The 13,788-nt window shown below is 56.7% G+C and carries 13 protein-coding genes and 1 other annotated feature; of the genes, 11 read left to right on the forward strand and 2 right to left on the reverse strand.

What is annotated here, in order from left to right; genetic code table 11:
* Positions 1-15 precede the first annotated feature (15 nt).
* Positions 16-2,427, forward strand: a complete 2,412-nt coding sequence (gyrB, locus tag GM298_RS11585; RefSeq protein WP_025756970.1) for a DNA topoisomerase (ATP-hydrolyzing) subunit B — start codon at positions 16-18, stop codon at positions 2,425-2,427.
* Positions 2,428-2,460: 33 nt separating this feature from the next.
* On the opposite strand, the gene GM298_RS11590 is transcribed toward gyrB, so the two are convergent.
* Entirely contained in the window at positions 2,461-3,396 is a 936-nt protein-coding gene (locus tag GM298_RS11590) for a LysR family transcriptional regulator (RefSeq protein WP_266154133.1), read from the reverse strand.
* A gap of 108 nt (positions 3,397-3,504) precedes the next feature.
* Between GM298_RS11590 and GM298_RS11595 the strand changes: the two genes are divergently transcribed.
* The 8 genes from GM298_RS11595 (at position 3,505) to GM298_RS11630 (ending at position 11,703) form a co-directional block, all read left to right on the forward strand.
* Positions 3,505-4,530, forward strand: a complete 1,026-nt coding sequence (locus GM298_RS11595) for a zinc-dependent alcohol dehydrogenase family protein (RefSeq protein ID WP_266154134.1) — start codon at positions 3,505-3,507, stop codon at positions 4,528-4,530.
* Between the two features lie 114 nt (positions 4,531-4,644).
* Positions 4,645-5,460, forward strand: a complete 816-nt coding sequence (gene yidA / locus GM298_RS11600) for a sugar-phosphatase (RefSeq protein WP_266154135.1) — start codon at positions 4,645-4,647, stop codon at positions 5,458-5,460.
* Between the two features lie 227 nt (positions 5,461-5,687).
* Complete coding sequence (dgoR, locus tag GM298_RS11605) at positions 5,688-6,377, forward strand: D-galactonate utilization transcriptional regulator DgoR (RefSeq protein WP_003861109.1); 690 nt, start codon at positions 5,688-5,690, stop codon at positions 6,375-6,377.
* Positions 6,374-7,252 (forward strand): 2-dehydro-3-deoxygalactonokinase, encoded by an 879-nt coding sequence (locus tag GM298_RS11610; RefSeq protein ID WP_252088172.1) that lies wholly within the window; start codon positions 6,374-6,376, stop codon positions 7,250-7,252. The genes dgoR and GM298_RS11610 overlap by 4 nt, the downstream gene beginning before the upstream one ends.
* Positions 7,236-7,853 carry a 2-dehydro-3-deoxy-6-phosphogalactonate aldolase gene (locus GM298_RS11615; protein WP_025756975.1) on the forward strand — a complete coding sequence of 206 codons (618 nt, stop codon included), beginning with the start codon at positions 7,236-7,238 and terminating at the stop codon, positions 7,851-7,853. The genes GM298_RS11610 and GM298_RS11615 overlap by 17 nt, the downstream gene beginning before the upstream one ends.
* Positions 7,850-8,998 (forward strand): galactonate dehydratase, encoded by a 1,149-nt coding sequence (gene dgoD, locus GM298_RS11620; protein WP_047957400.1) that lies wholly within the window; start codon positions 7,850-7,852, stop codon positions 8,996-8,998. Before GM298_RS11615 ends, dgoD begins: the two co-directional genes overlap by 4 nt.
* Positions 8,999-9,084: 86 nt before the next feature.
* The gene (locus GM298_RS11625) at positions 9,085-10,422 is read left to right on the forward strand and encodes an MFS transporter (RefSeq protein ID WP_266154136.1); all 1,338 of its coding nucleotides are present in this window, start codon (positions 9,085-9,087) and stop codon (positions 10,420-10,422) included.
* A gap of 51 nt (positions 10,423-10,473) precedes the next feature.
* On the forward strand, positions 10,474-11,703 hold the full coding sequence (locus tag GM298_RS11630) for a DUF3748 domain-containing protein (RefSeq protein WP_266154137.1): 1,230 nt from the start codon (positions 10,474-10,476) through the stop codon (positions 11,701-11,703).
* On the opposite strand, the gene GM298_RS11635 is transcribed toward GM298_RS11630, so the two are convergent.
* On the reverse strand, positions 11,700-12,032 hold the full coding sequence (locus GM298_RS11635) for a YceK/YidQ family lipoprotein (RefSeq protein WP_025756979.1): 333 nt from the start codon (positions 12,030-12,032) through the stop codon (positions 11,700-11,702). The genes GM298_RS11630 and GM298_RS11635 overlap by 4 nt on opposite strands.
* A gap of 248 nt (positions 12,033-12,280) precedes the next feature.
* Positions 12,281-12,352 (forward strand) — a sequence feature (ROSE (Repression Of Heat Shock gene Expression) occurs in the 5'-region of heat shock genes and acts as an RNA thermometer to modulate expression.).
* Between GM298_RS11635 and ibpA the strand changes: the two genes are divergently transcribed.
* Together ibpA and ibpB are read left to right on the forward strand one after the other, a co-directional pair.
* A complete protein-coding gene (gene ibpA, locus GM298_RS11640) occupies positions 12,346-12,756 on the forward strand; it encodes a small heat shock chaperone IbpA (protein WP_008500162.1) in 411 nt (136 codons plus the stop codon). Its footprint overlaps the feature before it by 7 nt.
* Positions 12,757-12,892: 136 nt before the next feature.
* Complete coding sequence (gene ibpB / locus GM298_RS11645) at positions 12,893-13,321, forward strand: small heat shock chaperone IbpB (RefSeq protein ID WP_047957402.1); 429 nt, start codon at positions 12,893-12,895, stop codon at positions 13,319-13,321.
* Positions 13,322-13,788: the final 467 nt, after the last annotated feature.

Raw genomic sequence — 13,788 nt, forward strand, 5'->3', positions numbered from 1 at the left:
GAGCGAGAAACGTTGATGTCGAATTCTTATGACTCCTCCAGTATCAAAGTCCTGAAAGGGCTGGATGCGGTGCGTAAGCGCCCGGGTATGTATATCGGCGACACGGATGACGGCACCGGTCTGCACCACATGGTATTCGAGGTGGTAGATAACGCTATCGACGAAGCGCTCGCGGGTCACTGTAAAGACATTATCGTCACTATCCACGCCGATAACTCCGTTTCCGTACAGGATGACGGCCGTGGCATCCCGACCGGTATTCACCCGGAAGAGGGCGTGTCCGCTGCAGAAGTGATCATGACCGTTCTGCACGCCGGCGGTAAGTTCGACGATAACTCCTATAAAGTCTCCGGCGGCCTGCACGGCGTAGGTGTTTCCGTGGTAAACGCCCTGTCGCAGAAACTGGAACTGGTTATCCAGCGCGAAGGCAAAATTCACCGTCAGGTCTATCAGCACGGCGTGCCTGAAGCCCCGCTGGCCGTGACCGGCGAGACCGAAAAAACCGGTACGATGGTGCGTTTCTGGCCAAGCCTTGAAACCTTTACCAACGTGACCGAATTCGAGTACGACATTCTGGCGAAACGCCTGCGTGAACTGTCGTTCCTGAACTCTGGCGTCTCAATTCGCCTGCGCGACAAACGCGACAACAAAGAAGACCACTTCCACTACGAAGGCGGTATTAAGGCGTTCGTTGAGTATCTGAACAAGAACAAAACGCCTATTCACCCGAATATCTTCTACTTCTCCACCGAAAAAGACGGTATTGGCGTGGAAGTGGCGCTGCAGTGGAACGACGGTTTCCAGGAAAACATCTACTGCTTCACCAACAACATTCCACAGCGTGACGGCGGTACCCACCTTGCAGGCTTCCGTGCGGCGATGACCCGTACCCTGAACGCCTACATGGACAAAGAAGGTTACAGCAAAAAAGCGAAAGTCAGCGCCACCGGTGACGATGCCCGTGAAGGCCTGATTGCTGTTGTCTCCGTGAAAGTGCCGGATCCGAAGTTCTCCTCTCAGACCAAAGACAAGCTGGTCTCCTCAGAGGTGAAATCGGCGGTTGAACAGCAGATGAACGAACTGCTGAGCGACTACCTGCAGGAGAACCCGAACGACGCGAAAATCGTTGTCGGTAAAATCATTGATGCAGCACGTGCTCGTGAAGCGGCGCGTAAAGCCCGTGAAATGACGCGTCGTAAAGGCGCGCTGGACCTCGCGGGTCTGCCGGGCAAACTGGCTGACTGTCAGGAACGTGACCCGGCGCTGTCCGAACTGTACCTTGTGGAAGGGGACTCCGCGGGCGGTTCTGCGAAGCAGGGCCGTAACCGTAAGAACCAGGCGATTCTGCCGCTGAAGGGTAAAATCCTTAACGTTGAGAAGGCGCGCTTCGACAAGATGCTCTCTTCTCAGGAAGTGGCGACGCTGATCACCGCGCTGGGCTGCGGCATTGGCCGTGACGAATACAACCCGGACAAGCTGCGCTATCACAGCATCATCATCATGACCGATGCGGACGTCGACGGCTCTCACATCCGTACGCTGCTGTTGACCTTCTTCTACCGCCAGATGCCGGAAATCGTTGAGCGTGGCCACGTCTACATTGCTCAGCCGCCGCTGTACAAGGTGAAAAAAGGCAAGCAGGAACAGTACATTAAAGATGACGATGCGATGGATCAGTACCAAATCGCTATCGCGCTTGATGGTGCGACCCTGCACGCGAACTCCAGCGCACCAGCACTGGCGGGTGAACCGCTGGAGCGTCTGGTGTCTGAGTTCAACGCCACGCAGAAAATGATCGGCCGTATGGAGCGTCGTTATCCGAAAGCGCTGCTGAAGGAGCTGGTCTACCAGCCAACCCTGACCGAAGCCGATCTGAGCAGTGAACAGGCCGTTACCCGCTGGGTGAACACCCTGGTGAGCGAGCTGAACGAGAAAGAGCAGCACGGTAGCCAGTGGAAATTTGATGTTCAGCAGAACGCCGCTCAGCAGTTCGAGCCGATTGTTCGCGTGCGTACCCACGGCGTCGACACCGACTACCCGCTGGAGCACGAGTTCGTGACCGGCCCGGAATACCGTCGCATCTGCACGCTCGGCGAGAAGCTGCGTGGGCTGATCGAAGACGATGCGTTCATTGAGCGTGGCGAGCGCCGTCAGCCGGTAGCCAGCTTCGAGCAGGCGCTGGACTGGCTGGTGAAAGAGTCCCGCCGTGGTCTCTCCATTCAGCGTTATAAAGGTCTGGGCGAAATGAACCCGGATCAGCTGTGGGAAACCACCATGGATCCGGAGAGCCGCCGCATGCTGCGTGTCACCGTCAAAGACGCGATTGCGGCTGACCAGCTGTTCACAACGCTGATGGGCGATGCGGTGGAACCACGTCGTGCCTTCATCGAAGAGAACGCGCTGAAAGCGGCGAATATCGATATTTAATCGTTGTCAGACTGGTTTACTCAGGCCGCGCGTTTAGCGCGGCTTTTTTATGGGCGCAGGCATTTCCTGCGACAGCACTGACGGTAAACGGCTGGCGAGCGTATCGACGGCAATTCTGACTCTCAGTGGCAGATGCAGCGTCTGTTGCCAGACCGCATGCACGTCGAAGCGCACATCCGGTGCCTGCTTTAACAGCGGGACGAGTTTTCCCTGATGAATTTCCCGGCTGGCCATCCAGCAGGGCAACCATGCAATGCCGTGTCCGGCCAGCGCCGCGTCGCAGATCGCCTGCAAGTCATCCATATTGAGTGATGAGCGGGGGGTAAAGGTGTGCGAGGCCCCTGCGTTATCCATCAGTTGCCAGGGTAGCACTCTGCCTGCCCGCAGATAGTTAATGGCCGCATGGTGGGGCAAATCAGCCACCGTTTCAGGCTGACCTCTTTTCTGCAGATACTCCGGTGCGGCGCACAGTACCATGCGGTGTTCTCCCAGTCTTCTGGCGACCAGAACGCTGCTGTCCTGCAGCGTGCCGTTGCGTACCGCCATATCAAATCCTTCCTCGACAAGATCCACCACGCGGTCGCTGAATGACATTTCGAGCTCAAGCCCGGGGTGTTCCTGCGCCAGGTCTATCAGCAGCGGGGCGACGCACTGGCGACCAAACAGCACCGGCATAGCAACACGCAGGCGGCCGCTGACCTGCTGTTTTCCTGTTTCCAGCAGCGATTCTGCGCCGCGGATTTCTTCCAGCGCGCGCAGGCAGCGCTCGTAAAAAAGGGCGCCGTTATCAGTCAGGCTCTGGCTGCGGGTCGTGCGCTGAAACAGGCGTACCCCCAGCCGCTCTTCAAGGCGAGCGATGCTTTTTCCGACCGCTGAGCGTGACAAATGCAGACGGATAGCGGCCTGCGCAAAACTTCCCGCCTCAACGGCGGCCACAAAAACAGGAATATCCTTCAGCGTATCGGTCATAGATTGTATCTATTCAGTCATCAATTAAGAGAAAACTTATCGCCACTGGCGACCTTTCGTCAACGGTAGACTGTAGTCCTGACACTTATTGGATGGCAGGAGAGAAAAATGACAGAGACAATGCAACGCTGGTCCATGAACGCCCTTGGGCGCGAAAGCCTCAAACTTATTCAGGAGCCTGTTCCCGAGCCTGGCCCGGGTGAAGTGCGCGTAAGGGTGAATGCCGTTGCGCTCAACTATCGCGATAAAATGGTGATTGAAGGCACTATGCCGATCCCGCTTTCCTTCCCGTTTACGCCGGCCTCGGACATGGCGGGGGTGGTGGACAGCACGGGGGAAGGCGTGACCCGTTTCCAGCCCGGCGCTCGCGTTATATCCACCTTTTTCCCTGAGTGGTTCGACGGTAAGCCGCAGGCGGACGCACGCAATCTGCCCTATAAAACGTCCGGCGGCTACTTCCAGGGCATGCTGGCTGAGTATGTGATTGTGAAGGAAGATGCGCTGGTGGCCGCGCCGGAAACCCTGGATGACGCAGAGGCCAGCACCTTACCGTGCGCCGGGCTTACGGCGTGGTTCGCGCTGATCGAGCGTGGAAACTTGCGCGCCGGGCAAACGGTACTGGTACAGGGCACGGGCGGGGTGGCGATTTTCGCACTGCAAATTGCAAAAGCGCACGGCGCAGAGGTGTTTGTCACGTCGGGAAGTGATGAAAAACTGGCGCGGGCTAAAAATCTGGGGGCCAGCCAGGGCATCAACCGCCTGAAAGGCGATTGGGCTGAAACGACGCTGGCACTGACGCAGGATCGCGGTATCGACCATATTATTGAAACCGTGGGCGGGGAGAACCTGAAGCATTCCCTGCGCGCCGTAGCCGTTCATGGACGGATATCGGTCATTGGTGTGCTGGCGGGGGCGGAGATTTCACTGTCTGCTGGCGAGCTGTTGCTGAAATCCCCGGTCATTCAGGGGATTGGCGTGGGACATCGCCGGGCGCTGGAGGATTTTGTCCGGGCTGTTGATGTCACGAGTCTGAAGCCGGTTATTGAGCACCGCTACCGCTTTGATGAACTTGAACAGGCGCTCGACCATCTCGATCGCGGCGCGTTCGGTAAAATCGTTCTCACCCGCGAGTAAGTCATCGTTCCCCCGGGATGCGTAAAAGGGGTATTCCTGTTGCGCAATGTAGCTCTATTTTTGTGTGCTTAATCGCGTTAGCATGAGGCAGCACTCATTTATCCCGGGGAACTCATGGCTATTAAACTCATTGCAATCGATATGGACGGCACGCTGCTGCTGCCAGACCACACTATCTCTCCAGCCGTTAAAAACGCGATCGCCGCGGCACGCGCGAAGGGCGTGAATGTGGTCCTGACCACGGGGCGTCCGTACGCGGGCGTACACAGCTACCTGAAAGAGTTGCATATGAATCAGCCTGGCGACTACTGCATTACCTATAACGGCGCGCTGGTACAAAAAGCCGCGGATGGCAGTACGGTTGCGCAAACTGCGCTGAGCTATGACGACTACCTGTTCCTGGAAAAATTGTCCCGTGAAGTGGGCTCCCACTTCCACGCGCTCGATCGCAATACGCTCTATACCGCCAACCGTGATATCAGCTACTACACGGTACATGAATCCTATGTTGCGACCATTCCGCTGGTGTTCTGCGAAGCCGAGAAGATGGATCCGGCGACCCAGTTCCTGAAAGTGATGATGATCGACGAACCGGAGATCCTGGATAAAGCGATTGCGCGCATTCCGGCCGAGGTGAAAGAGAAGTACACCGTGCTGAAAAGCGCGCCGTACTTCCTCGAAATCCTCGATAAACGCGTCAATAAAGGCACGGGGGTAAAATCGCTGGCCGACGCGTTGGGCATCAAACCTGACGAGATCATGGCGCTGGGCGACCAGGAAAACGACATCGCGATGATTGAATTCGCAGGCCTGGGCGTGGCGATGGATAACGCCATTCCGTCGGTGAAAGAGGTGGCTAACTTTGTTACCAAATCCAACCTCGAAGACGGTGTGGCCTACGCGATTGAGAAATTTGTACTGTCCCGGTAACACATTGCCCTCAATCATCAGCCTCGGTTATCAACCGGGGCTTTTTTTGGCCCTGAGTTTATTGAATTGTTCTTTTTGTGATCTGGATTGTAGTACAACATTAATTGATTGTACTACATTACAACTACAGCAAAGGCGAAAGGGTTCACGTTTGTACTGCAAAAGTGAGGCGAAATTCGGCGGTCGCGGTAAAGTAGTGATGGACTTACAGAGCACAAGGACTCTCCATGACGCTGAACAAAACCGATCGCATTGTCATCACGCTGGGCACTCAGATTGTGGGTGGCAAATACGTTCCCGGTTCGCCGCTGCCAGCAGAGGCTGAACTGTGCGAGGAGTTTGAAACTTCACGCAACATTATCCGGGAAGTGTTCCGCTCGCTGATGGCGAAGCGGTTGATTGAAATGAAACGCTATCGCGGCGCGTTTGTTGCACCACGTAACCAGTGGAACTACCTCGATACCGATGTCCTGCAGTGGGTGCTGGAAAATGACTACGACCCGCGGCTTATCGGTGCGATGAGTGAAGTACGAAACCTGGTCGAACCCGCCATCGCCCGCTGGGCAGCAGAGCGCGCAACGTCAGGCGATCTGGCGCAGATTGAGTCGGCGCTCAACGACATGATCGCCAATAACCAGAACCGGGAAGCGTTCAACGAGGCGGATATTCGCTATCACGAGGCGGTATTGCAGTCGGTGCATAACCCGGTGTTACAGCAGCTTAGCGTGGCGATCAGCTCGCTACAGCGAGCAGTATTTGAACGTACCTGGATGGGCGATGAGGCCAACATGCCGAAAACGCTTCAGGAACATAAAGCGCTGTTTGATGCGATACGGCATCAGGACGGCGATGCGGCAGAGCAGGCAGCACTCACCATGATTGCCAGCTCGACACGAAGGCTGAAGGAAATCACATGACATCACGCTACATCGCAATTGACTGGGGATCGACCAATCTGCGCGCCTGGCTATACCAGGGCGAGCAGTGCCTGGAGAGCAGGCAATCAGAAGCAGGCGTTACGCGTCTGAACGGGAAATCCCCCGAGGCGGTGTTAGCTGAGGTGACACAAAACTGGCGCGATGGCGCGACGCCGGTGGTGATGGCGGGAATGGTCGGCAGTAACGTGGGCTGGAAGGTTGCGCCTTATCTGCCTGTTCCTGCCCATTTCTCCGCTATTGGCGAGCAGTTAACGTCCGTTGGCGACAATATCTGGATTATTCCCGGTTTGAGCGTCTCGCGTGACGATAACCACAACGTGATGCGCGGCGAAGAGACGCAACTGCTCGGCGCGCGCACGCTTTCTCCTTCTTCTGTCTACGTAATGCCGGGTACGCACTGCAAATGGGTACAGGCTGACACGGAGCAAATCCACGATTTTCGCACTGTAATGACCGGCGAGTTGCACCATTTGCTGCTCAATCATTCTCTGGTGGGTGCTGGCTTACCCGAGCAGAAAACGTCCCCGGAGGCCTTTACCGCCGGTCTTGAGCGCGGCCTCGCCTCGCCTGATGTTCTGCCGTCTCTTTTTGAGATCCGCGCCTCGCATGTGCTGGGAACCCTCCCGCGCGAGCAGGTCAGCGAGTTTCTTTCCGGCCTGCTGATTGGCGCAGAAGTCGCCAGCATGCGCGATTTTGTTGCGCAGGGGCAGGCCATCACGATTGTTGCAGGGTCATCGTTGGCTTCACGCTACGAGCAGGCTTTACGCCGCGCAGGGCACGACGTCTCAACGGTATCCGGTGACACGGCATTTCAGGCAGGAATAAGGAGCATCGCTCATGCAGTGGCAAACTGACCTTCCCCTTATCGCGATTTTGCGCGGTATCACGCCCGATGAGGCATTAGCCCATGTCGGGGCGGTTATCGATGCCGGGTTCGACGCGGTAGAAATCCCGCTCAACTCGCCGGATTGGGAAAAAAGCATCCCGGCAGTGGTGGAGGCGTTTGGTGATAAGGCGCTGATTGGCGCGGGGACCGTGCTAAAACCGGAGCAGGTGGATCGGCTGGCAAAGATGGGCTGCAAGCTTATTGTCACCCCCAACATTCATCCCGAGGTGATTCGTCGCGCAGTGGGTTACGGCATGACCGTCTGCCCGGGATGCGCCACGGCCACAGAAGCCTTTGCCGCTCTCGATGCGGGCGCACAGTCGCTCAAAATTTTCCCGTCGTCGGCCTTTGGCCCGGATTACATCAAAGCGCTGAAAGCGGTCTTACCCGTCAGCGTGCCGGTCTTTGCCGTGGGCGGCGTCACGCCAGAAAACCTGGTGCAGTGGATAAAAGCAGGCTGTGTGGGCGCGGGGCTGGGCAGCGATCTTTATCGCGCCGGGCAGTCCGTAGAACGTACCGCGCAGCAGGCGGCAGCATTTGTGAAAGCGTATCGAGAGGCAGTGCAATGAAAATAACCAAACTTACCACTTACCGTTTACCCCCGCGCTGGATGTTCCTGAAAATCGAAACCGATGAAGGCGTTGTCGGCTGGGGTGAGCCGGTGATCGAAGGCCGTGCGCGCACGGTTGAAGCCGCCGTGCACGAGCTGGGAGAATACCTGATTGGCCAGGATCCTGCGCGTATCAACGACTTGTGGCAGGTAATGTATCGTGCCGGTTTCTACCGTGGTGGCCCGATCCTGATGAGCGCCATCGCCGGTATCGACCAGGCGCTGTGGGATATCAAAGGCAAAGTGCTGAATGCCCCGGTCTGGCAACTGATGGGCGGCCTGGTGCGCGATAAAATCAAAGCCTACAGCTGGGTGGGCGGCGATCGCCCCGCGGAAGTGATCGACGGCATCACGCAGTTGCGCAACATTGGTTTTGACACCTTCAAGCTCAACGGCTGTGAAGAGATGGGTGTGATTGACAACTCGCGAGCGGTCGACCGCGCGGTGAATACCGTGGCGCAAATCCGTGAAGCCTTCGGCAACGAGATTGAATTTGGGCTGGATTTCCACGGACGCGTCAGCGCGCCGATGGCGAAAGTGCTGATTAAAGAGCTGGAGCCGTATCGCCCGCTGTTCATTGAAGAGCCCGTGCTGGCCGAGCAGGCTGAGTACTATCCGAAACTGGCAGAACAGACGCACATTCCCATCGCCGCGGGTGAACGCATGTTCTCGCGCTTCGAGTTTAAACGTGTGCTGGAGGCGGGCGGTATTGCGATCCTGCAGCCGGATCTCTCCCACGCGGGCGGCATCACCGAATGCTACAAAATTGCCGGAATGGCGGAAGCCTACGATGTGGCGCTGGCACCGCACTGTCCGCTCGGGCCGATTGCGCTGGCGGCCTGTCTGCACGTGGATTTTGTCTCCCGCAATGCCGTGTTCCAGGAGCAAAGCATGGGCATTCACTATAACAAGGGCGCAGAGCTGCTCGACTTTGTGAAAAACAAAGAAGACTTCAGCATGGAAGGCGGTTTCTTTAAACCGTTAACGAAGCCGGGCCTGGGCGTAGAAATTGACGAAGCCAAAGTCATTGAGCTCAGTAAAAACGCGCCAGACTGGCGTAACCCGCTGTGGCGTCATGAGGACGGCAGCGTAGCGGAGTGGTGATCGCCCTCCCGTAGGCCCGGTAAGCGAAGCGCCACCGGGCAAAAAAACATACATACAAAATTATAACCCTCTGTAAATTACAGGGCATGGTGAGCGGCTTCGCTATGCCCAAAATCTGGAGACAGATTGCGATGGATATTCCAGTTACTGCTGCAAAAATCGGGCGTCGCCGCTACCTGACGCTGATCATGATCTTTATTACCGTGGTCATTTGCTATGTCGACCGCGCCAACCTTGCCGTGGCATCGGCTCATATTCAGGAAGAGTTTGGTATCACCAAAGCGGAAATGGGCTACGTCTTCTCGGCGTTTGCCTGGCTGTATACGCTCTGCCAGATCCCCGGCGGCTGGTTCCTGGACCGCGTGGGGTCACGTCTGACTTACTTCATCGCCATTTTAGGCTGGTCCGTGGCGACCCTGTTCCAGGGCTTCGCGACCGGGCTGATGTCGCTGATTGGCCTGCGCGCCATCACCGGTATTTTTGAAGCACCAGCATTCCCGACCAACAACCGCATGGTGACCAGCTGGTTCCCGGAGCATGAGCGTGCTTCTGCGGTGGGCTTCTATACCTCCGGGCAGTTTGTTGGCCTGGCGTTCCTGACGCCGCTGCTCATTTGGATCCAGGAGCTGCTGAGCTGGCACTGGGTGTTTATTGTCACCGGCGGGATCGGCATTATCTGGTCGCTAATTTGGTTTAAGGTCTACCAACCACCGCGGCTGACCAAAAGTATTACTAAAGCCGAGCTGGACTACATTCGCGATGGCGGCGGTCTGGTGGATGGCGATGCGCCGGTGAAAAAAGAGGCGCGCCAGCCGCTCACCAGAGCGGACTGGAAGCTGGTCTTCCACCGTAAGCTTGTGGGGGTGTATCTGGGCCAGTTTGCGGTCACGTCGACGCTGTGGTTCTTTCTCACCTGGTTCCCGAACTACCTGACGCAGGAGAAGGGGATCACCGCGCTGAAGGCGGGCTTTATGACCACCGTACCGTTCCTTGCGGCCTTCTTCGGGGTACTGCTTTCGGGCTGGCTGGCGGACAAAATGGTGAAAAAAGGCTTCTCGCTGGGGGCTGCGCGTAAAACACCGATTATCTGCGGGCTGTTGATCTCAACGTGCATCATGGGCGCCAACTATACCAACGATCCGGTATGGATTATGACCCTGATGGCCGTGGCGTTCTTCGGAAACGGTTTTGCCTCCATTACCTGGTCGCTGGTGTCGTCGCTGGCACCGATGCGTCTGATCGGCCTGACCGGTGGCGTGTTCAACTTCGTTGGCGGGCTGGGCGGGATCACCGTGCCGCTGGTCATCGGTTACCTGGCGCAGGATTACGGTTTTGGCCCGGCGCTGGTCTACATCTCCGCCGTGGCATTGATCGGTGCGCTCTCCTACATCCTGCTGGTAGGCGATGTTAAACGAGTAGGCTAATTCTTCCGGATGTTTTACCCTGATGCGAAAACCGCGCATCAGGGTATCTTCATGAAACAAATCACCTTCGCTTCCCGTAACCACCAGCTCACCAATATCAATACCTGGACGCCGGACAGCCAGTGGCTGGTCTACGACGTGCGCCCGTCAGGCGCGTCGTTCACCGGTGAAACCATTGAGCGGGTTAACGTCCATTCGGGCGAGGTGGAGGTGATTTATCGCGCCACAGACGGCGCACACGTTGGCGTGGTGACCGTTCATCCCGCACAAGAGAAATATGTCTTTATCCACGGCCCGAAAAACCCGGACGCAGACTGGCACTATGATTTTCACCATCGCCAGGGGGTGATTGCGCATCACGGCCAGGTGAGCAATCTGGATGCGATGGATATCACCGCGCCCTACACCGCAGGCGCGCTGCGTGGCGGCACCCATGTTCATGTCTTTAGCCCGAACGGGCAGTTCGTCAGCTTTACCTATAACGACCATGTGTTGCATGAGCGCGATCCAAAGCTCGATTTACGCAACGTCGGCGTGGCTGCGCCTTACGGCCCGGTGAAGCCGAAGGGGAACCATCCTCGGGCCTATTCGGGTGCCTTCTGGAGCGTGCTGGTTAGCCGCACGACGCCCAACCCGCAGCCGGGCAGCGATGAGATCAACCGCGCCTACGAAGAGGGCTGGGTAGGCAACGGCAGGCTGGCGTTTATCGGTGACACCCTCTCCGCGCAGGGCGAAAAAGTGCCTGAACTGTTTGTTGTCGATCTGCCAGAAGACGAACAGGGCTGGAAGCGTGCGGGCGATGCGCCGCTACAGGGTACGTCGGCAACCCTGCCCGCTCCGCCTGCAGGCGTGAAGCAGCGTCGTCTGACCTTTACCCATCAGAACCGGCATCCGGGACTGGTGAACGTGCCGCGTCACTGGGTGCGCAGCAATCCGCAAGGAACGCAGATTGCGTTCCTGATGCGCGATGATAACGGTATCGTGCAACTGTGGCTGATCTCCCCCGAGGGCGGCGAGCCGCGCCAGTTAACGCATACAGAAAACGGTATCCAGTCGGCATTTAACTGGCATCCTTCGGGCAACCGCCTGGGATTTGTCATGGAAGATCGTATCGCCTGCTGCGACGCACGGACCGGAGAGGTGACGTTTTTGACGTCCGATCACGGCAATCCACCGTCTGCTGATGCGGTGGTGTTTTCGCCAGACGGGCGCTTTATTGCGTGGATGGAAGAGACAGGCGGTTTCCGTCAGCTTTGGTTAACGGAAACCGCGCAGAACTAGCGTGGAGGCATTTCCGCGGGCGGGATAACGGCGTTTGTCGCCAGATTTTCCTGCTCGCTTTTTTCTACCCGTGAGCGCACGGAGTCGTCCTTACGAAATATATCCCACGGCAGCAGAAGCGTATCTGCCACCGCCGTAAACGGCATATCGAGGATAACCAGGGATTTGGTGCCCCAGTTGGTATCGTCATCGGAGATCATCGCCGCGCTGGCGCGCGTCCCCGGATATGTTCCTTCTTTACCGCCGGTGTGAGACATCACGCTCGAACACCCGCAAAGTAAAACTACCCCGCTGAACGTCGTCAGCTTTATCAGAACATTTTTCATCATCACTCAGTCATCGTTAATGGCACTGCATAGACCTGCAACTCAGGGTTATAGCGAGCCTTATCCAAAATGGATAGCCCGATAACCCCGCACTGTGGCAGCCATCGCAATTTAACCCTTTGTGCTGTTGTCCCAGTCTAAGCGAGATGCACAAAAGTGCAAAAAAAAGTGCAGTTGTCGTGCTTGAAAAGCCTGTTTGCAGACCCATTTTAAGAATGTGGCCCGATAACGAACACGCCTGATGGGTGTTCGGGGGCGCAAAGGCCTGTCCATGGTGGAAGGCACTATTTTCTCGCTGATTTCAGGAGTTTTATTTATGCGTAACTTCGATCTTTCTCCGCTATACCGTTCTGCAATTGGTTTTGACCGCCTGTTTAACCATTTAGAAAATAACCAAAGCCAGAGCAACGGCTACCCTCCTTACAATGTTGAGCTGGTTGACGAAAACCACTACCGCATCGCCATTGCCGTCGCCGGTTTTGCAGAAAACGAACTGGAGATCACCGCGCAGGACAACCTGCTGGTGGTGAAAGGTTCCCATACGGCTGAGCAGAAAGAGCGTACCTACCTCTACCAGGGCATCGCCGAGCGCAACTTTGAACGCAAGTTCCAGTTAGCCGAGAACATTCACGTGAAAGGCGCGAACCTGGTTAACGGCCTGCTGTTTATCGAACTGGAACGTGTGATTCCGGAAGAGAAAAAACCGCGTCGTATCGAAATTAACTAATTTTGCGGGTCGCCCGAGCGGCCCACCCAGACTTGCTTGCCGTAACGGGAGCATATGCGAATCCATCAGGATTTGCAGGAACAACTGCGCACAAAATTAAACTGTGCCGAACTCGCTTCTCAGAAGGAGATTTAGTATGCGTAACTATGATTTATCCCCCTTACTGCGTCAGTGGATTGGTTTTGACAAACTGGCGAATGCCCTGCAAAACACCGCTGAGCAACAGACGTTTCCGCCGTACAACATCGAAAAAAGCGACGATAACCACTATCGCATCACCCTGGCGCTGGCCGGCTTCCGTCAGGAGGATCTGGATATCCAGCTTGAAGGCACGCGCCTGACCGTTAAGGGTACGCCGGAAAAACAAGAGACCGAGACCAAATGGCTGCATCAGGGGCTGGTTAATCAGCCGTTTAGCCTGAGCTTTACTCTGGCAGACCATATGGATGTAACCGGCGCAACGTTTACTAACGGGCTGCTGCATATTGATCTGACCCGTAACGTGCCGGAAGCTATCGCGCCGCAGCGTATCGCCATTAGCGACCGACCGGCGTTGAACAGTTAGCATTGTGCGGGCTGATGCCCGATCCTCTCCCACAGGGCTGAGGGATCCCCATAAAATAATGTCTGCACAGACAACCCCCTCTCCCTTGAGGGAGAGGGCTGGGGTGAGGGGGGAACATACGGCTCTGGTGGACATTCCGTTCACTTTATGTTCATTGCTACTCTGTAACAACATGACCAGTGAACGTGCCAGGGCGGCTCAATCGCCACCGCCCTGGCGACCCGGGCTCCCGGCGGTAAATCGCCGCTTCGCGGTACCCTCAGCTTATTCCTCCAGGCTATCGGGTCGGGCATGAGCCTGCATCCCTGCAGGCCACGCCCTCTCGGCGCATCCCTGCGCCTCGCCCCGGCCTTACGGAAACGCTTCGGCGATTTACAGCCGGACCAGGGTGTCGCTGTAAGTCATTAATTTTGCTGAAGCAACGTTCATCGCTTCAGGTAAAAAATTACTGGGGATCCCTCAGCCCA

Source organism: Enterobacter sp. HSTU-ASh6 (assembly GCF_026319105.1).
Lineage (GTDB): Bacteria > Pseudomonadota > Gammaproteobacteria > Enterobacterales > Enterobacteriaceae > Enterobacter > Enterobacter sichuanensis.

Coding starts and splice junctions, on each gene's coding strand:
- gyrB (WP_025756970.1), top strand. CDS start 16: ATGTCGAATTCTTATGACTCCTCCAGTATCAAAGTCCTGAAAGGGCTG.
- GM298_RS11590 (WP_266154133.1), bottom strand. CDS start 3,396: ATGACCGATACGCTGAAGGATATTCCTGTTTTTGTGGCCGCCGTTGAG.
- GM298_RS11595 (WP_266154134.1), top strand. CDS start 3,505: ATGACAGAGACAATGCAACGCTGGTCCATGAACGCCCTTGGGCGCGAA.
- yidA (WP_266154135.1), top strand. CDS start 4,645: ATGGCTATTAAACTCATTGCAATCGATATGGACGGCACGCTGCTGCTG.
- dgoR (WP_003861109.1), top strand. CDS start 5,688: ATGACGCTGAACAAAACCGATCGCATTGTCATCACGCTGGGCACTCAG.
- GM298_RS11610 (WP_252088172.1), top strand. CDS start 6,374: ATGACATCACGCTACATCGCAATTGACTGGGGATCGACCAATCTGCGC.
- GM298_RS11615 (WP_025756975.1), top strand. CDS start 7,236: ATGCAGTGGCAAACTGACCTTCCCCTTATCGCGATTTTGCGCGGTATC.
- dgoD (WP_047957400.1), top strand. CDS start 7,850: ATGAAAATAACCAAACTTACCACTTACCGTTTACCCCCGCGCTGGATG.
- GM298_RS11625 (WP_266154136.1), top strand. CDS start 9,085: ATGGTGAGCGGCTTCGCTATGCCCAAAATCTGGAGACAGATTGCGATG.
- GM298_RS11630 (WP_266154137.1), top strand. CDS start 10,474: ATGAAACAAATCACCTTCGCTTCCCGTAACCACCAGCTCACCAATATC.
- GM298_RS11635 (WP_025756979.1), bottom strand. CDS start 12,032: ATGATGAAAAATGTTCTGATAAAGCTGACGACGTTCAGCGGGGTAGTT.
- ibpA (WP_008500162.1), top strand. CDS start 12,346: ATGCGTAACTTCGATCTTTCTCCGCTATACCGTTCTGCAATTGGTTTT.
- ibpB (WP_047957402.1), top strand. CDS start 12,893: ATGCGTAACTATGATTTATCCCCCTTACTGCGTCAGTGGATTGGTTTT.